An 18,745-nucleotide genomic window follows, 5' to 3' on the forward strand; every position below is an offset into this window, starting at 1 on the left:
TCTTTTGCCGGCCTGCCGCGCGGCGGCTCGCCCCTGCCGCTTCCTCTGTTCGCCCACAGAGCGTCTACACTTATCCCTTTACATAATAAGGTCGCTCCGGCGGCCGCTGTTGTTTTTCTTTTGAACGCAATGTGGACAGCGTTGCCAGGCGCTGAAGCGCGACGGCCGCCGTCATCCTCCACCCTGTAACCGGAGTTCGATATGGCTCAGCAACGAGTGATGCGGCTGCGCATCAACGGCAAAGATCATCCTCTCGCGCTGGACGCGCGGGTCACGCTCCTCGACGCCCTGCGCGAACACGCCCAACTTACCGGCGCGAAAAAAGGCTGCGATCATGGACAGTGCGGCGCCTGTACTGTGCATATCGACGGTGAACGGGTATTAAGCTGCCTGACGCTGGCGGCGCAGGCGGAAGACCGCGACATCACCACCATCGAAGGCCTGGCCGGGCCGGACGCCACCCTGCACGCGGTGCAGGCGGCCTTTTTGCGCCACGACGCTTTCCAGTGCGGCTACTGTACGCCGGGTCAGATCATGTCCGCCGTCGCCTGCATCAACGAGGGCCACGCCAACAATGACGATGAAATCCGCGAATATATGAGCGGCAATATCTGCCGCTGCGGCGCCTATCCCTTTATCGTTGCTGCCGTGCGCGAAGCGGCGCAGCAGCTGAAAGAGGAGCAGACGGCATGAGGGAATTTGACTACCTGCGCGCCGCCGCGCTCAGCGACGCGACTCTGGCCGCCAGCGCGCCAGGCCATCGCCTGCTGGCGGGCGGCACCACGCTTATCGATCTGATGAAGTGCGACGTCGAGCAGCCCGCAGCGCTGGTGGATATCACCCGGCTGACCGGCCTCGCGGAGATCACCGTCAGCGATACCCTTATCCGCATCGGCAGCCTGAGCAAAATGAGCCAGGTGGCGCAGCATCCGGCGTTGCAAAACGCGGCGCCGGCGCTGACGCAAAGCCTGACCAGCGCCGCCTCCGCCCAGTTGCGCAATATGGCGACCATTGGCGGCAACATTATGCAGCGCACGCGCTGCAGCTATTTCCGCGATGCGCACGGTTATCACGCCTGCAATAAACGCCAGCCCGGTTCCGGCTGCGCCGCCCTTAGCGGCCATAACGCCAACCATGCGGTACTGGGCAACAGCGAACAGTGCGTGGCGGTCTATCCGGGCGACCTGGCAGTAGCGCTGACCGCCTTTGACGCCGCCCTGCTGCTGCAGGCGCCCGACGGCAGCGAACGCCGCGTGGCGGTGGAGGATTTTCTGCTGCTGCCGGGCGACCGGCCCGATCGCGAGCAGGATCTGCATGCCGGTGAAATCATCACCGCCGTTGAGCTGCCGCTGTCGCCCGCGCTGCGTCGCTCGCACTACCTGAAAGTGCGCGATCGCAGCAGCTACGAATTCGCCGCCGCCAGCGCCGCCGTCGGGCTGGAGCTGGAGGAAGATGGCGTCACGCTGCGCGATGTACGCATCGCGTTGGGCGGCGTGGCGACCAAACCCTGGCGCGCCCGGGCGCTGGAGCAGGCGTTGCGCGGCAAGCCGTTTGATGAGCAGCAGCTGCGCGATCTGGCGCCGTTGGCGATGCAGGACGCGCAGGCGCTGACCGACAACGGCTATAAAATTACCCTGGCGCCACGCGTGATTGTGCGGGCGCTGTTAACGGCGGGAGGCCAGGCATGAGCGAAACTCTGACACAGCGAAATATCGCCCACGGCGAAGCGACGATTCAGGGGCTGGGTACGCGCCGCGAGCGCGCCGACGGCCAGCTGAAAGTTCAGGGGCTGGCGCGCTACGCCGTGGATCATCCGATGGAGAACCTCTGCCACGCCGTGGTCGTGCAATCCTCGATCCCCGAAGGGGAAATTACCCATATCGACAGCGAAAGCGCGCGCCGGATGCCGGGCGTGCTGGCGGTCTACACCCATGAAAGCGGGCTGACGATCCATCCGGCCGCCACTTTCGCCAGCGGCGGCGCGGCGGCGCAGGCCTTTGTGCCGCTGCAGGGTCCCGGCGTGCGCTGGAACGGCCAGCATGTGGCGCTGGTGGTGGCGGAAACGCTGGAGCAGGCGAAAGCGGCGGCGGCGACCATTCAGATCGAGTACGAGGTGCGGCCCGCCATTATCCATCCTGACGATCCCCTCGCCCAGCCCAGGCCGGTTGACGATTTGGCTATCGAATGGGGCGACGCGCAGCAGGCGCTGCGTGACGCCAGCGTAACGGTCAGCGGTGTCTACACTACGCCGCGTGAATATAACCTGCCAATTGAGCTGCACGGCTGCATCGCCGACTGGCGCGACGGCGCGATTACGCTCTGGGAGCCAAGCCAGTGGGTCGGCGGCGCGCGCAGCGTGGTGGCGCAGTGGATGGGCATCGATATTGACAAGGTGCGCGTGCTGTCGCCCTTTACCGGCGGCGGCTTCGGCTCGAAGGGCGGCATACAGCCCCACTCCGCGCTCGCCTGCGCCGCCTCGCGCGCGCTGGGCCGTCCGGTGAAGCTGGTATTGACGCGCGGGCAAACCTTTACCGGCTTCGGCGGCCGACCGCGCACGCGTCAGGCGCTGCAGCTGGCCGCCGACAGCGAGGGCAAGCTGCAGGCGATCGTTCATGAAAGCTGGAATGAGACCGCGCGTGACGATACCCACCTGGAGCCGTGCAATTCGGTGACCGCCATTATGTATGCGGTGCCCCACTTCAGGTCGCGTCATCAGCTGGTGCCGGTGAACACCGTCAATCCCGGCTGGATGCGCGCGCCGGGCGAAAACCCGAGCAGCTGGGCGCTGGAGGTGGCGATGGATGAGCTGGCGTACGCGCTGAAGCTCGATCCGCTGGCGCTGCGGCTGCGCAACTATGCCGGGCAGGATCCGCAGGCGAACATCCCGTGGAGTTCGCGACGGCTGCGCGAAGCGTATCAGGCGGGAGCGCAGGCCTTCGGCTGGGCGCAGCGCCCGTTGGAGCCGGGCACGCTGCGTGAAGGACGCCAGCGTATCGGCTGGGGCATGGCCTCCGGCAGTTATCCGGTACGGCGCACACCGGGCGAGGCGGCGATCCGTTTGAATCAGGACGGCACGCTGGAGGTGCGCAGCAGCGGTGCTGATATCGGCACCGGCACCTATACCATTCTGGCGCAGACCGCCGCCGAGGTGCTGAGCGTCGCTTCCGATCGCATCAGCGTCAGCCTGGGCGACACCGATCTGCCGCGCGCGCCGGTGGCGGGCGGTTCGCAACTGGCGAACCTGCTGACCGCGGCGGTATATAAAACCGCGCTGAAACTGCGCGAAGCGCTGATCGCGCTGGCGGTCGGCAGCGCCGATTCGCCGCTGTTCGGCGCACGGCGCGAAGATGTCCTTCTCGAGCAGGGGCAGCTACGCCTGTTCAGCCAGCCCGGCAGCAGCCTGAGCTTCGCCGATCTGCTGCGCTGCGCCGGACGCGATTCGCTGGAGGCCCATGCTGATACCTTTCCACCCGACGCCACGCAGCAGGATCGCGAGGCGGCCGACCGCACCTCATCGAAGATGATCCCGCCTACCTCGGGCGGCTATTCGGCGCACAGCTGGAGCGCGGTGTTCGTCGAGGTTGCGGTAGATGAGGATTTCGGCACGGTGCGCGTGCGGCGTATCGTCGGCGCCTTCGATAGCGGGCGTCTCTATAATCCGAAGCTGGCGGAAAGCCAGTGGATCGGCGCGATGGTGATGGGTATCGGCCAGGCGCTGCTGGAAGGCGGCGAGATTGACGATGATAACGGCCGTATTCTCAACGCCAGCCTGGCGGATTATCTGGTGGCGGTGAACGCCGATATTCCCGATATGACAGTGATTAACGTCGGCGAACCGGATTATCAGGCAAGCGCGCTGGGCGGCAAGGCGGTTGGCGAACTGGGGATTGTCGGCGTGGCGGCGGCCATCAGCAATGCGGTCTTTCACGCCACCGGCAAGCGCATCCGAGATCTGCCGATTACCCTGGAGAAAATGTTACAGGACTAACCGGGATAAGCGGAATGGTTCTAAGCTATAGTGCAACGCAGAGCTGAAAACCTGAGGAGAGACCATGGCCATTGCCCATTCCGCTAATGGATTGACCACCGCGCAGGCGCTGGAGCGACTGGATGCCCTTTACTACCAGGCCGTGAATGCCCTGCGCGATGCGATTAAAACCTTTATTGAAGAAGGCGCGCTGCCGGACGCGCAGGCACGCGCCGACGGCCTGTTTGTTTATCCGGAGCTGCGCATCAGCTGGGACGGCGCCTCGCCGCATAAAGACCGCAGCCGCGCCTGGGCCGGTTCAGCCATGCCGGCAGCTACGCCACCACCATTACCCGCCCGGAACTGCTGCGCCACTATCTGCGCGAGCAGCTGTCAGTGATCGAGCGCGACTACGAAGTCACTATTGAAGTGGGCCCGTCACGCCAGGAGATCCCTTTCCCCTATGTGATTGACGGTTCCGATCTTGAGCTGGACCGCACCATGAGCAGCGCGCTGGCGAAGCACTTCCCCACTACCGATCTGGCGAACATTGGCGACGAAACGGCGGACGGTATTTTCAATACCACCAGCATTTTCCCGCTCAGCCATTTCGACGCGCTGCGCACCGATTTTTCGCTGGCGCGCCTGCGTCACTATACCGGTACGCCGCCGGAACATTTCCAGCCCTTTATTCTGTTCACCAACTATACGCGCTATGTCGATGAGTTTGTGCGCTGGGCCTGCGAGCAGATCGCCGATGAGAACAGCCCCTATACCGGGCTTTCCTGCGCCGGCGGCGCCTTTATCACCAAAGAGACCGAAAACGCCGAAGAGGCGCTCTCCGATCTGGCATGGAAAAAGCATCAGATGCCTGCCTGGCACCTGACCGCGCCGGACAGACGCGGCATTACGTTGGTGAATATCGGCGTCGGCCCTTCCAACGCGAAAACCATCTGCGATCATCTGGCAGTGTTGCGCCCGCACGCCTGGCTAATGATCGGCCACTGCGGCGGCCTGCGCGAAAGCCAGCAGATCGGCGACTATGTGCTGGCACACGCTTACCTGCGCGACGATCATGTGCTGGATGCGGTGCTGCCGCCCGATATTCCGATCCCCAGCATCGCCGAGGTACAGCGTGCGCTGTATGACGCCACCAAAGAGATCAGCGGTATGCCGGGCGAAGAGGTAAAAAGACGGCTACGCACCGGCACAGTGGTCACCACCGACGACCGCAACTGGGAGCTGCGCTACTCCGCCTCGGCGCTGCGCTTTAACCTTAGCCGCGCGGTCGCCGTCGATATGGAAAGCGCCACCATCGCCGCCCAGGGCTACCGTTTCCGCGTGCCTTACGGCACCATGCTGTGCGTTTCCGATAAGCCGCTGCATGGCGAAATTAAACTACCGGGCCAGGCAAACCGCTTTTATGAAGGGGCGATCTCCGAACATCTGCAGATCGGCATTCGCGCGGTAGAGCTGCTGCGCGCCGAAGGGGACAAGCTGCACTCGCGTAAGCTGCGTACCTTTAATGAGCCGCCGTTTCGCTAACCGAGACAGAGTCTCTCTGCTCAGGGCGCCCGCGGGCGCCCTTTTTTGCGCGTGCCGCCGATAGCGCGGCGGCCCGGAATGTCGCGGCGTCGGCTGGCTCTTTCCTGCACGTGCCGCCGATAACACGGCGGCATAAAGGCGCTCTCTGTCGTGCTGTCACGTCAGGGAGCGTCTGGCGCATCAGGCCAGCTTGATCATCACCATACCGACCAGCAGCAGCGACAGGCCAATCCAGCCGCGCGGACGCAGGCGCTGGCCGAACAGGATCCAGCCCGCCGCCAGCGTGGCAATAACGCCGAAGCCGCCCCACAGCGCGTAGGCCACCGCCAGATCGATCCCTTTTACCGCCTGGCCCAGCGCGCTAAAAGCGCCCATGACCAACAGCAGCGACAGCAGACCCGGCAGCCACTTACGAAAGCCATCGGAATACTTCAGGAAGATATTGGCGGCGATCTCCAGCACCACCGCCAGCATTAAAAATGCGATATGGACATAATTAAGCGTTTGCATGCTGGCCTCCCTGCTCCGCTTTGCGCGCGCGCGTCTTTTCCGTGCCGCCGTTCAACAGCACGATACCCGCGATGAGTACCAGCAGACCGCACGCCTTCAGCAGCGGCAGCGGCTCCGCGAACCAGGCGACGCTGCACAGAGTAATCAGCAACACGCCAAGCCCTTCCCACAGCGCATAGGCCACCCCGAGCGCGATACGTTTGATCGCCATCGACAGCGCGATATAGGAGAGCGTTACCATCACATACATCGCCAGGTGACCCGCCTGACCGCCATACAGGCTGGCGAACTTCATCGACAGCGTACCTGCCACTTCCGCAACGATAGAAAAAAGTAAAAATAGCCAGTACTTCATGTTATAGCCCTCAAAAAGGTAAAAAACTGCCAAACCCACTCCTGACGCCGTAAGCATGCCGCCTGACGTGAGGAGATGAATAAAAAAACCTGAAAGTTGAATAGTTAGCCAGCAGGGCCGCCATTACGCCCGACCAGCAGATCGGCCGCGCAGACGCGCAGTGGCTAAAGGAGAATGCGTGGCGCTACAGCTCGCTGCACCAGTGGGTTTCGCAGAGGAAAGCCGGCGCGTTCAGGATGAAGACGAAGACGTTGGGGGAGAATGCTTTACTATCTGTCAGCATATTTGTTCACTGTGTCAGTAAGTAAAAATGACCTGCTTCAGTGCCTCATTAATTGATGAAATAACGTTTTACGCAGCAAATATAGCATGAAGTTGCTGTTTAAGGAAATCTTCCGCGACTAATGGTTATTTTTGCTGACCTGAATCAATTGTGCGTGCGATTTTACCAAATGTCGCCGCGCCGGGCGCTACGTAACAGAGGCGCGTAGCAGGCAGCGTTGCAGGGTGGCGGCCCAGCGCCGTTAGCGGCGTCCGGAGAGGGGAAAAGCGGGCGCCGAAACAGAGAAGCCCCGGCGGCGTCGGAAAGGAAAAGCGACCGCCGAAACAGAGAAGCTCCGGCGGCGCGCCATATCAGGCGCTCAGCCAGCCGAGCTTAATCACAAACAGTACCGACAGCACGATCAGCGCGGCGTTCAGCTCGTGCCGGCGCCCGCTCAGCAGCTTCACCAGCGTCCAGGTGATAAAGCCGAAAGCGATACCGTTAGCGATCGAATAGGTCAGCGGCATCGTCAGGGCGGTGACGGTCACCGGGGCGGCGGTAGTAATATCTTTCCAGTCAATCTCCGCCAGACCAGAGGTCATCAGCACGGCGATAAACAGCAGCGCAGGCGCGGTGGCGTAAACCGGCACGCTGGAGGCGAGCGGCGCAAAGAACAGGCTCAGCAGAAACAGCACGGCGACGACGATCGCCGTCAGCCCGGTACGGCCGCCAGCGCTGACGCCCGCCGCCGATTCGATATAGCTGGTGGTGGTTGAGGTACCCAGCAGCGAGCCGAACAACGCGGCGGCGCTGTCGGCAATCAGCGCCTTGCCCATTTTCGGGATGTTGCCCTGCTCATCCGCCAGCCCGGCGCGCTTCGTCACGCCAATCAGCGTGCCTGAGTTATCAAATACGTCGACAAACAAAAAAGCGAAGATCACGCTCACCAGCGAAATATCGAGTGCGCCTTTGATATCCAGCTGCATAAAGGTTGGCGCAATAGAGGGGGGTGCGGAGAAGATGCCGGCAAACGGCGACAGACCGAGCGCCATCGAAAGAAAGGTCACTGCCAGAATGCCGATCAGCACCGCGCCGGTCACGCGCCGCGCCTCCAGCACCACGATAATGATAAAGCCCAGTATCGCCAGCAACGGGCCGGGCCGGGTCAGATCGCCAATACCGACCAGCGTCGCCGGATTGCCGACCACGATGCCTGACCCCTGCAGGGCGATGATTGCCAGGAACAGGCCAATGCCCGCCGCGATGCCCGATCGCAGCGGCAGCGGAATACTGGCGATGATCCATTCACGGATTTTAAAAATCGAGAGAGCAAAAAAGATCAATGCCGAGAGGAATACCGCGCCCAGCGCAATTTGCCAGCTGTAGCCCATATGCAGCACGACGGTATAGGTGAAAAAGGCGTTCAGCCCCATGCCCGGCGCCAGCGCAATGGGATAGTTAGCGATAAGCCCCATCAGCAGCGAACCGATGGCCGCTGCCAGGCAGGTGGCGACAAACACCGCGCCCTTATCCATGCCGGTGGCGCTAAGGATCGTGGGGTTAACAAACAGGATATAGGCCATTGCCAGGAAGGTGGTGAGACCGGCTATCACTTCGGTGCGCACCGTGGTGTTGTGTGCTTTTAATTGAAATAGTTTTTCTAGCATGCTGCATCTCTCGTAGCGTTAGCGTCGTCACTTGCGTGAGGTTTCTCTTGCCGAAATAACAGGAATAAGAGCTTTTCTGTTTAGCAAGCGCTATGCCACAGCTGCCGCCCCGCTTTTCCGGCCGCCGCGCCATCCCATCCTGCCTGCCAGCCGCCTCTGCACCATCACGAGGCGCCATAAACAAGCATTGCACTAAAACGGGGATTAACCCGCAGCCAGCTTACTCATCCGGTGGCAGCCTGGGTTTACAGCGATCGGGCCGCCCCGTCGCCCGGCGCGGTATAAGCCGTATAACCTCTCTGTATCGGGGTGGGCGACAACACCTTTCTTATCGTATCGGGAGGAAACGGTGGCGGGCAGGCGTGGTCGCTGTGACGCACGCGGCGGGCGCGCATCGTTATCAGGAAACCTCGGGAAGGCGGGATCTTAGCGGGACATGTTAAGCAGGCAGGGTTGCCGACTCAGGGGGCTTGCGCTGCCCCCTCGATCAGGCGCGCATCAGCAGACGGCGACCTGGGCGGTGCGCGGCAGCACCATCATCATTTCGCCGCAGGTCAGCATCAGGTTTACGCCCTGGCCGTTAAGCGGCCATTCACGCAGGAAAGCGAGTGTCTTCGGCGGCAGCTGCGGCGCAATGGCGCGGCGCTCCTGGATGCCAGGGCCGCGCAGACGCAGCGTCAGGCCGCCGTTCAGCGCCGGCACTTCCAGAATCACCGTCGCGCCGGGGGCGCAGATCGCTGCCAGGTCGGGATCGCTGCCGCTGTGCAGTAACGCGAAGGCGACCGGCTGCTCTGTGGTCAGCGGCGCGCCGTTGCTCAGGCGCAGGCTGTCGCGCAGCGCCGGCGTATCGATTGCCGGATCCAGCAACAGCGGCGTATCCGCCTCATTCAGGGTCGCCAGCAGCGCGCTGGCGGCCGGGGAGATACCCGCCCACTGCTCTGCGCAGGGCAGCGTCACCGCGACGCCGGGCTCGCTCATCGCTTTTAAAATACGACGCAGTACGGGCTGCGTTTCAACAACGGGGCGGTTCAGGCTTGCCAGTAAACTCATTATTCTTCTCCATTATTCTTCGCTGAGTGTTCAAGCGTTAATTCTGTCATGTCGCCACGCGCCAGGCTGACGGCATATTCCGCCAGACGGCCATCGGCGGCCTGGCTCAGGGTGCGGACTGAAAGCAGCGGTGCCTGTAGCGGCACGGCCAACAGCCGACACTCTTTCGCCTGCGCGCGACGTGTAGTGATACGGGTTTGCACCAAAGTGAGCGGGCGATCGCACTGCTGTAAAAAGTCATGCAGCGCGCCGCTGCGGTAGTGCTGAAGCTGCGGCCACCAGGCAAGCTGAGGCAGGAAATGGTTGGTCACGCAGACCGGAACGCCTTCCATCCGACGCAGCGTGCGCAGATGGATAACCTGTTCGCCTTCCCTGCAGGCCAGTGCGGCCGCCACTTCCTGGCTGGCCGGACGCAGCACCGCCAGCAGACGTTCGCTGGCGGTATCGCTGCCCTGCTGCCGCAAATCGTGGCGAAAGCAGGCGCGTGTATAATGAGGATAGTTGACGGAATGCATCAGCACCAGTACGCCGACGCCGGGACGACGTAAAACCAGACCTTTACTTACCAGTTCATCCACCGCCCGACGCAGCGTATGGCGGTTAACCGCAAAGCGCGTCGCCAGCTGCTGCTCCGGCGGCAGGTAGTCGCCCGACTGGTAGCGGTTCAGCACCTCCTGCTCCAGCTGCGTGGCGATCGCCTGGTAAACGCTGGTCGGATGTCTGGATAGCCCGGTCATAGTCTGTTCCTCATGCCGCCGCGTCCGGTCCGGCGCGGCTTATGGCGCTACTCTGCCGAAGCAAGATGACAGCCGGGTGACGCGCCGGTGGCAGCGCGATGAATTTGCGTTAAGTACGCGCCGCTACCTCGCCACAAACATCAAATAAATTAATCAATAATGACACCGCTCACACTTTTACCCTGCCGGACATTATTTGCCGCTACGCCAGTAGCGACAGGGCGCAAATTCTTTTTTATCTGTCACAATTACTGGATACAGATCGGTAAAGCGAGTGGCTGAATGTTCAATAAAGATCAACTTCCTGAAAGTTTTCGGCGCGAGTTTATTCGGGAAGTCATTTTTCCGCTGGCGGTGGTGCTGGCGATCATCTGGTGCGCCGCCGCCTGCAGCGTGCTGTGGGCGGCAAAGCACAATAATCGCGAAGCGGCGACGCAGCAGGAGAGCATCATTAAAACTGCTTTTGCGCAAAGCATGACGGAACATCAGCGCCAGCTGCACAGCCTGACCAACTGGCCGCCGTTTGGCCAGCTGTTGCAGCAGCCGGCAATCGACAGGCGCTGGCTCGATGATAACGTCGGCCACTGGCTTTATGAGATGTTTGGTCATCAGGACATTTTTATTCTTGATCCGCAGGCCAGAGTGCTGGCGAGCTGGCAGAACGGCCAGCCTGTCGCCAGCCAGCGCTGGTCCGGCTTTGAGGCGCCGCTGGCACCCTGGCTGCGCCGCCAGGCGCAGCTGCACGGCAACGGTGCCGGCGATATGGTTGATTTCACGCGTATTGGGCAGCGCGCGGCGCTGGTAGCGATCGGCGATATTGGCACCGATGCGGCGGAAAGCGGGTATCGGCTGGTGAGCATCAAATACCTCGACGACGGCTTTCTGAATGCGCTGGCGCAACGCAGCCTGATCGCAGGGCTGCACTATATCGCCGACGCGCCGACGCCCGCCGGCCAGGCGAGCTTCCCGTTGATATCACGCCTTGGCCCGTCGGCCGGCCATTTTGCCTGGCAGCCGGCACAGCCCGGCAGCCAGATGCTGACGCTGCTGGTGCCGCTGATGGCGGCGGTGTTACTGATCACTACGCTGGTCTGTGCCGTGATGATGTTTCGCCTGTGGCGCCTGCGGCTGCGGCTGGCGCAGTCGATGCTGCGGCTGGGCGCCAGCGAGGCACAGGCGCAGCATCTGGCGTTTCACGATGTGCTGACCGGGCTGGCTAACCGCGCGCTGGTAGAGGAGCGCCTGACGCAGGCACTGGCGCGCGCGGCGCGCGGCCATAAGCCGCTGGCGCTGCTGTTGATCGACCTGGACCGCTTTAAAAATGTCAACGATACCTACGGCCACCACGCGGGCGATGACCTGATTATCGAAGTGGCGCACCGTCTGGCGACGCTGCTGCGCGAAAGCGATACCGTCGGCCGCATCGGCGGCGACGAGTTCGTTATTCTGATGGAGGATATCGACGATCTCGCCGCAGTCGACGCACTGTGTGAAGGGATCATCATCGCGCTGGGTGAGCCTTATCTGCTGCTGGGCAGCGAGGCCTGGGTTGGCGCCAGCATCGGCGTGGCGCTGGCGCCGCGCGATGGTCTGGATCGCCAGGAGCTGATGCGTAAAGCGGATATCGCGCTCTACGAGGCGAAAAACGAAGGGCGCGGCCAGTATCGCCTGTTTGCGCGCGCCATGGATGAATCGGTGCAGACACGGCAGCAGATCGCCGCCGATCTGCGCATCGCGCTGCAGCAGCATCAGGGGCTGGAAGTCTGGTATCAGCCGCTGATGGATGTCGGCGGCCATGACATTGTCGGCTTTGAAGCGTTGCTGCGCTGGCATCATGCGCAGCGCGGCGCCATCGCCCCTTCTGAATTTATCCCTATCGCCGAAGAGACCGGGCTGATTTTACAGATCGGCGAATGGGTGCTGCGCGAGGCGTGCCGCGTGTCGCTGCGCTGGCCGGCGCTGACCATCGCCGTCAATGTCTCGCCACTGCAGTTCCGCGCCGTCGGTTTTGTGCAGCGCTTTAAAGAGATTGTGCTGGCAGAAGGCGCCGATCCGCGCGGCATTGAGCTGGAGATCACCGAAGGGGTGTTGATAGAGGATGAGCGCGAGGCGCGCGCGATCATTATCGCCCTGCGCGAGGCGGGCTTTCGCATCGCACTGGATGATTTTGGCACCGGCTATTCCAGCCTTAACTACCTGAGCAACTTCCCGGTGGATAAGATCAAAATCGACCGCTCCTTCACCCAGTCGCTGGGAGTGGCGGAAAATTCGGCGGCGATTATCGAATCGGTGGTGCGCCTTGGTCATGCGATGGGGTTGACGGTGACCGCCGAAGGGGTGGAGACCAGCGGGCAGATGACGGCGCTGGCGGAAGCGGGCTGCAATCAACTGCAGGGCTACCTGTTCAGCCAGGCGGTGCCGCCGGATAAAATTGCCATGATGCTGGAAAAACGTAAGGCGGGATAAAAACGCATCCCGCCTTACGGCGTCAGACGGGCATGAACCCGCTATCGCTATCGGCAATCGCGCTTACTCAGGAAAATCGGTGCCGAGCGTGGTCTCTTTCCAGGCTTCGATCTGCGCCAGACGCTCACGTAGCTTGCCGGTCACCGCCTCGAAGCCGAAGGCGCCCATCACCAGATGACGCGGCGGATTTTCTTCTTCGCTGATGGCGATCATCGCCGCCGCCGCCCGCGCCGGGTCGCCCGGCTGTTTGCCGCTGTAGCCGGCGGTATTTTTCATGCGCGCGCCGGCCGTTTCCGCATAGTCCGCCAGGCGGTTTTCAGTCTGATGCAGCGAACGCCCCGCCCAGTCGGTGCGGAACGGCCCTGGCTCGACGCAGGTTACTTTGATGCCCAGCGGCGCGCCCTCGGCCGCCAGCGCGTCAGACCAGCCCTCCACCGCATGTTTGCTGGCGGCGTAGTAGCCGGAGCCGGGGAAGCCGATCAGCCCCGCCACCGACGTGATATTGATGATATGCCCGCTGCGCGCCTGGCGCATCGCCGGCAGCACCGCGCGCGTCATAGCGAACAGGCCGAAGACGTTAGCATCAAACTGGGCGCGGATCTCCGCCTCTACGCCCTCTTCTACCGAAGACTGGTAGCCGTAGCCGGCATTGTTGACCAGCACGTCAATCGCGCCGAATGTCTCCAGCGCCGTCTGGACTGCGCGATCGATGGTGGCGCTGTCGGTAACGTCGAGCGCCAGCGCCAGCGCGTGCTGCTCATGGCCCTCGACCAGATCGGCGACTTTTTGCGCGTCGCGCGCCGTCACCACCACGTTAAAGCCACGTGCAATCGCCTGCTGCGCCAGTTCACGGCCAAAGCCGGTTGAACAGCCGGTAATCAGCCAGACCGGGGTTTTTGCCTTCATTCGGTTATCCTCTTTCAGGGTCTTTTGCTGCCACAGATAGCGCCCGGCCACGCAGGCGGCCAGGCTAACGAGCAGCAGACGTTATCATCGCTGCCCGTTAATAAGCGCCTGATGCCTCAGGCTATTTCTTTTTGCCCGGCAACACTTCGTTGAGCAGCTGGCTGGCAGTATCGCCAATCACCTGCGCGGCGCCGCGATCGCCTTTTACCATCGAGGCCATAAAGGCTTTCGCCTGTTTAAAGGTGATATGCGGCGGCAGCGGCGCGACTTCCGGATCGGTTTTCACTTCCAGCACCACCGGCCGGTCGCTGGTTAGCGCTTCCTGCCAGGCGCTGCTCAGCTTCTCCGGGTCGTCGACGTAGATGCCTTTCAGGCCGAGCATTTCGGCAAAGGCGGCATAGTGAACGTTGGGAATATCCTGGCTGGCTTCGAAACGCGGGTTGCCTTCCATTACGCGCTGCTCCCAGGTGACCTGATTAAGATCCTGGTTATTGAACACGCAGACTACCAGCCGTCCGTCGCCCCAGCCCTTCCAGTATTTCTGAATAGTGATCAGCTCCGCCATGTTGTTCATCTGCATTGCGCCGTCGCCCACCAGCGCCACCACCGGTCGGTGAGGATAGGCGAACTTGGCGGCGATCGCGTAAGGCACCGCCGCGCCCATGCAGGCGAGCCCGCCAGAGAGCGTGGCGCGCTGCCCCTGCTTCACCCGATAGTCGCGGGCGAACCAGTTGGCGCAGGAGCCGGAATCGGAGGTGACGATGGCATCCTCCGGCAGTAGCGGCGACATCTCCCACACCACTCGCTGCGGGTTAACCGGGCTGGCGGGCGCCATTGCCCTTTCCTCCATCACCTGCCACCACGACTGTACCTGGCGCGCTATATCTTCCTGCCAGCTGCGGTCCTCTTTGTGTTTCAGCAGCGGCAGCAGCGCGCGCAGCGTTTCCGCCGCATCGCCGTGCAGGTTCACTTCGCAGGGATAGCGCAGGCCGAGCATCGCCGGATCGATATCAATCTGCACGCCGCGCACTTTTCCCTCTTCCGGCAGGAACTCGGTCCAGGGGAAGCCGCTGCCGATCATCAGCAGCGTATCGCAATTTTTCATCATCTCTGATGAAGGTTTGGTCCCCAGCAGGCCGATCGCGCCGGTGACGAAGGGCGCGTCGTCCGGCAGCACATCTTTGCCCAGCAGCGCTTTGGCGACGCCGGCGCCGAGCGCGTTGGCCGTCTGCACCACTTCAACCGCCGCGCCGCGCGCGCCGGAACCAATCAGGATCGCCACCTTTTTGCCGGCATTCAGCACTTCGGCGGCGCGCAGCAGGTCATCATGGTAAGGGACGATTTTCGGCCGCTGGTAGCCAGGGCCGGAGTGGGTAAAGCCGTGCAGATGCTGCGGCGCCTGCCAGGGCTCATCCTGCAGATCTTTCGGCAGGATCAGCACCGCCACGCCGTTTTGCGCTTTGGCGATACGCACGCCGCGATCGACCAGATGCTGGACCTGGGCCGGTGCCGCCGCCTCCTGTACGAAATTCGCCACGTCGGAAAAGACGCGATCCAGATTTAGCTCCTGCTGATAGCTGGCAGCGCGCGAGGTGGTTTCCGCCTGGCCCGAGATCGCCAGCACCGGCGCATGGTCCAGTTTGGCGTCATACAGGCCGGTCAGCAGGTGGGTGGCGCCGGGGCCGCCGGTAGAGAGGCAGACGCCCAGCTCGCCGGTGAACTTGGCATGGCCCGCCGCCATAAATGCCGCCATCTCTTCATGGCGTACCTGAATAAATTCAATGCCCGCGCCCTTTTTATTGGCGCGCTGAATGGCGCCCAGCACGCCGTTGATGCCGTCGCCGGGATAGCCGTAAATGCGGGTTACGCCCCAGGCCTTCAGGCGCTGGACGAAAAAATCGCTGGTCTTCATTGCCATCGTCTGTCTCTCCCTCTCAGATTACACAGACTTTAAGCATAGCCGACCTCGTCAGAAGGCAACCGCAGCGATTAACCCATCGCCTGGCTCATCACGCTCCAGGCGGTCATTCCCTGCGGCCGCCAGTCGCGGCCACGCACCATGCGCAGCGGCGCGTCCACCGCCTGCAGGCCGCACGCCTGCAGCCAGAGGCCCAGCCCGCAGCAGCGGCGGCTATCGATGCGTACAAATTTGCCCGCCAGCGGCTGCATCGCTTCGACGATCAGGCGCTGCGCGTCTGAGGCGTCGGCGGCGATCACCGGGCCGATGACGAAGCCGCGGCCAAAGCGCCGCGTTACCGCAAAGCCGGTTGGCTCATCGCCCCGGCGCGTGAGGTTTATCGTGGCGCCGTCGGCGAACAGCCGCTCCAGCAGCGGCAGGCGCTGAAAACCGTTGGCGCGATAATCAAGCTGCGCCAGCGCGGGCAGATCGCTGCGGCGCGCTGGCGTCGACGGCCCGGCGCTCAGCGGCGGGATCAGGGAGGGGGTTTGATACTGGATAATCTCGTCGGTATCGGTAAAGCCGACGCGACGATAGAGCGGCGCGCCCGCCTCGGTGGCGTGCAGATGCAGTTCCATGCCCGTCAGCTGTGCCAGCGTCTGCTGCAACAGCGCGCTGCCGATGCCCTGGCCGCGCGCGGCGGCGGCGACGATAATCACGCCGATGCTGGCGCGCTGCGCCCCCCAGCGCCAGAACAGGGTGCTGCCAATCACCTGGCTATCCTGTTCCGCCACGATCCCCTCGCCCAGCGCCAGCATTAGCTGCCAGTCGGCAAGGCGGTGCGGCCAGTTCACTTCCTGCGTCAGCGCCACACAGGCGTCAAGATCCTGCGGCGTCATGGTGCGTATGTTCATAATGAGGCGCGTTCTGTTAAGGAAAAAAACCACCTTAATCGCTGCGACGAACGACGGCAATGCGCGCGTTAGATCTGAAAATCGATCGCCGACTCCTCTTCCTGGGTGTTCAGCGCCTGACGCTTGATCTCCTCCAGCGACAGGTTGGCGTTGCACAGCTCAAGGAACTGCCAGACATAGTTGCGCTGTAGCTGCCCGCGTTTCAGGGCGAGCCAGACGGTGCTGGGCTCAAACAGGTGACGCGCGTCGATACGCGTCAGCGCTGCATCCGCCTCCAGCTGGCACGCCTGATCCGCCAGAATGCCCACGCCCAGCCCCAGTTCGACGTAGGTTTTTACCACGTCCGAATCCTGCGCGCTGAGAACGATATCGGGCTTCAGGCCGGCGGCGTGAAAGGCGCGGTCAACGCGCGAACGGCCGGTGATGCCCTGACGGTAAGTGATCAGCGGATAACGGCTGAGCGAGGCGAGCGAAATGTGGCTCTCCTGCTCCAGCGCGTGTCCTTTCGGCACCAGCAGCGCATGATGCCAGTTAAACCACGGAAAGGCGGCCAGCGACGGCTGATTGACCAGCTGCTCGCTGGCGATGCCGATATCCGCCTCGCCGGCGCTGACCATGGCGACGATCTCCTGCGGCGAGCCCTGATTCAGCTCCAGTCGCACCTGCGGCCAGAGGGCGCGGAAGGCTTTAATCACTTTCGGCAGGCTGTAGCGCGCCTGGGTATGGGTGGTGGCAATGGTCAGTACGCCGCTGGTTTCGTTGGTGAAGACATCCGCCAGCCGTCGCACCCGGCTCGCTTCGTCGAGAATGCGCTCGGCAATGGTCAGCAGCGCTTTGCCCGGCTCCGTCATCCCCAGCAGCCGCTTGCCGCGCCGCACAAAGATATCCACGCCCAGCTCATCTTCCAGATCGCGTATATGGCGGCTGACGCCGGACTGAGAGGTAAAGAGCGTATTCGCCACTTCCGTCAGGTTAAATTCACAGCGTGCAGCTTCACGAATAATTTTAAGCTGTTGAAAGTTCATAGCGCCTCTCCTTCTCTTCCGGTCAATGTTGCCTTTATGTTATGCAGGTGGATTGATAGCAACAAATAATAAAAAACGGTTTGTTATGCGATTAAGTGATAAAGAGGGGCGGCGGCAGGCATGAAAAAGGCGCACCGGGTGCGCCTGAAAGGAAAGGAAACGGCAGTCAGCTAACCAGCATCAGTTCACGCGCTTCCGGCATCGGCCGGTTCAGCAGCGACAACAGGATAGTTTTCACCGCCTGCGCCGACGGCGATAGCGGCAGACGTGAAGAGATATTCAGCGATAGCGGCAGATTAAGCGAGGGCGAGTTGATGCGCGCCATCCAGCCGTTGGTGGCGTTGACCAGCGCGCGCGCCGCCGATTCTGGCAGCACGGTAACTCCCATGCCGCTGGATACGGCGGCGGTCAGCGTGGAGAGCGATTCGATTTCGCCGATAATGCGCGCGCTCAGGCGGCGCAGGGAAAAGGCTTCATCTACCCGCTTGCGTACCGCGCTGTAGTCGCGCGGCAGAAAGAGGTTCATCTGCGCCACGTCGGCCAGATCCACCGCCGCGCCGGGCGCATCGCTGGCGCCCACCAGATAAAGTTCCTCTTTCATCAGCGGCGTGCTGGTGATGCCTGCTGTCGGCGTACGGTCGTACAGCACCGCCATATCAAGCTGACCATTCATCACTTTTTCATTTAACGAGCTGCCGCTGTTTTCATGCAGATAGACCAGAATATCGGGATGCTGCTCGCGCACTGTCTGCAGCAGCGGCATGGTCAGCGACGAGGCGGCAGTGCCCGGCGCCAGACCGATAGAGACCTGGCCGTTAAGCGTCAGCCCGACGTTGCTTACCGCCGCCTGCGCCTGTTCGCACTGACGCAAAATAGTCCGCGCGTGGGCATAGAGGATTTTGCCCGCCTCGGTGGGCGTGACGCCGCGTTTGGTACGGATCAGCAGCTGCTGATCCAGCTCGTTTTCCAGCGTGGCGACCTGCTGACTCAGCGCCGGCTGCGCAATGTGCAGGACTTCCGCCGCCTGGGTCAGGCTGCCGATATCGACGATTTTCACAAAGTATTTCAGCCGTCTTAAGTTCATATTGCCTCCGTCACGGATCCCCGCATGCTGTAGATAGAGTGCGCGCTTAGCGCCGCTGGGATGAGAAGTTGCAATATGCAGGCCACTTTTTTTCCACGGCGCACCTGAACGCCGCTCCCCCCTTTAACTGCCGATAAAATAAGAGAAACTGATTACCTCATCCGGGGTAAAGCCCGCCGACATCTTTACCGTTCCGGGCGTGGTCAGTCGCGTTGCACCAATAGCGTGCAGCCGCTGCGTGCGCGCCGTGCAGCGGCTGCCGCCACGTTTCTGCGGATCGGAGTCACAAAACCATTATGCCGTACCGATCAAAACATGAGCCCTGTCACTTTCTCCGGTTTACCGCGTGGTAAATGTAAA

Annotated in this window: 14 protein-coding genes and 1 pseudogene; 5 read left to right on the forward strand and 10 right to left on the reverse strand. The window is 62.3% G+C overall.

The window, feature by feature from the left end; all coding sequences use genetic code 11:
• Positions 1–201: 201 nt before the first annotated feature.
• From C2E15_RS13160 to C2E15_RS13175, 4 genes and pseudogenes are all read left to right on the forward strand, one after another.
• Complete coding sequence (locus C2E15_RS13160; protein ID WP_104957770.1) at positions 202–693, forward strand: (2Fe-2S)-binding protein; 492 nt, start codon at positions 202–204, stop codon at positions 691–693.
• Positions 690–1,688, forward strand: a complete 999-nt coding sequence (locus tag C2E15_RS13165; RefSeq protein ID WP_104957771.1) for an FAD binding domain-containing protein — start codon at positions 690–692, stop codon at positions 1,686–1,688. Before C2E15_RS13160 ends, C2E15_RS13165 begins: the two co-directional genes overlap by 4 nt.
• Positions 1,685–3,988: a xanthine dehydrogenase family protein molybdopterin-binding subunit gene (locus C2E15_RS13170; protein ID WP_104957772.1), complete on the forward strand. Its 2,304-nt coding sequence runs from the start codon at positions 1,685–1,687 to the stop codon at positions 3,986–3,988. The genes C2E15_RS13165 and C2E15_RS13170 overlap by 4 nt, the downstream gene beginning before the upstream one ends.
• A 64-nt stretch (positions 3,989–4,052) precedes the next feature.
• A pseudogene (locus C2E15_RS13175) lies at positions 4,053–5,512 on the forward strand (AMP nucleosidase).
• A 180-nt stretch (positions 5,513–5,692) separates the two neighbouring features.
• Here C2E15_RS13175 and mdtI read toward each other — a convergent pair.
• The 5 genes from mdtI to phnF all read right to left on the reverse strand — a co-directional run bounded on the left by mdtI (position 5,693) and on the right by phnF (position 10,093).
• A complete protein-coding gene (gene mdtI / locus C2E15_RS13180; protein WP_104957773.1) occupies positions 5,693–6,022 on the reverse strand; it encodes a multidrug/spermidine efflux SMR transporter subunit MdtI in 330 nt (109 codons plus the stop codon).
• Positions 6,009–6,377 (reverse strand): multidrug/spermidine efflux SMR transporter subunit MdtJ, encoded by a 369-nt coding sequence (gene mdtJ, locus C2E15_RS13185; protein ID WP_104959178.1) that lies wholly within the window; start codon positions 6,375–6,377, stop codon positions 6,009–6,011. Before mdtJ ends, mdtI begins: the two co-directional genes overlap by 14 nt.
• Positions 6,378–7,010: 633 nt before the next feature.
• The gene (locus C2E15_RS13190; RefSeq protein WP_104957774.1) at positions 7,011–8,306 is read right to left on the reverse strand and encodes an NCS2 family permease; all 1,296 of its coding nucleotides are present in this window, start codon (positions 8,304–8,306) and stop codon (positions 7,011–7,013) included.
• 498 nt (positions 8,307–8,804) lie between these two features.
• Positions 8,805–9,356 (reverse strand): phosphonate C-P lyase system protein PhnH, encoded by a 552-nt coding sequence (gene phnH / locus C2E15_RS13195; RefSeq protein ID WP_104957775.1) that lies wholly within the window; start codon positions 9,354–9,356, stop codon positions 8,805–8,807.
• A complete protein-coding gene (phnF, locus tag C2E15_RS13200; RefSeq protein WP_104957776.1) occupies positions 9,356–10,093 on the reverse strand; it encodes a phosphonate metabolism transcriptional regulator PhnF in 738 nt (245 codons plus the stop codon). The genes phnH and phnF overlap by 1 nt, the downstream gene beginning before the upstream one ends.
• Before the next feature lie 282 nt (positions 10,094–10,375).
• Here phnF and C2E15_RS13205 point away from each other — a divergent pair, with 282 nt between their 5' ends.
• The gene (locus tag C2E15_RS13205) at positions 10,376–12,559 is read left to right on the forward strand and encodes a putative bifunctional diguanylate cyclase/phosphodiesterase (protein WP_104957777.1); all 2,184 of its coding nucleotides are present in this window, start codon (positions 10,376–10,378) and stop codon (positions 12,557–12,559) included.
• A gap of 63 nt (positions 12,560–12,622) precedes the next feature.
• On the opposite strand, the gene C2E15_RS13210 is transcribed toward C2E15_RS13205, so the two are convergent.
• From C2E15_RS13210 to nac, 5 genes are all read right to left on the reverse strand, one after another.
• On the reverse strand, positions 12,623–13,465 hold the full coding sequence (locus tag C2E15_RS13210; RefSeq protein ID WP_104957778.1) for an oxidoreductase: 843 nt from the start codon (positions 13,463–13,465) through the stop codon (positions 12,623–12,625).
• A gap of 121 nt (positions 13,466–13,586) precedes the next feature.
• Positions 13,587–15,383, reverse strand: a complete 1,797-nt coding sequence (locus tag C2E15_RS13215; protein ID WP_104957779.1) for a thiamine pyrophosphate-requiring protein — start codon at positions 15,381–15,383, stop codon at positions 13,587–13,589.
• Between the two features lie 71 nt (positions 15,384–15,454).
• Positions 15,455–16,276 (reverse strand): GNAT family N-acetyltransferase, encoded by an 822-nt coding sequence (locus C2E15_RS13220; RefSeq protein WP_104959179.1) that lies wholly within the window; start codon positions 16,274–16,276, stop codon positions 15,455–15,457.
• A 68-nt stretch (positions 16,277–16,344) separates the two neighbouring features.
• Positions 16,345–17,301, reverse strand: coding sequence for an HTH-type transcriptional regulator Cbl (gene cbl, locus C2E15_RS13225; protein WP_104957780.1), 957 nt, complete (start codon positions 17,299–17,301; stop codon positions 16,345–16,347).
• A gap of 166 nt (positions 17,302–17,467) precedes the next feature.
• Positions 17,468–18,385 (reverse strand): nitrogen assimilation transcriptional regulator NAC, encoded by a 918-nt coding sequence (nac, locus tag C2E15_RS13230; RefSeq protein ID WP_104957781.1) that lies wholly within the window; start codon positions 18,383–18,385, stop codon positions 17,468–17,470.
• Between the last annotated feature and the right edge of the window lie 360 nt (positions 18,386–18,745).

Source organism: Mixta gaviniae, from assembly GCF_002953195.1.
GTDB classification, from domain to species: domain Bacteria; phylum Pseudomonadota; class Gammaproteobacteria; order Enterobacterales; family Enterobacteriaceae; genus Mixta; species Mixta gaviniae.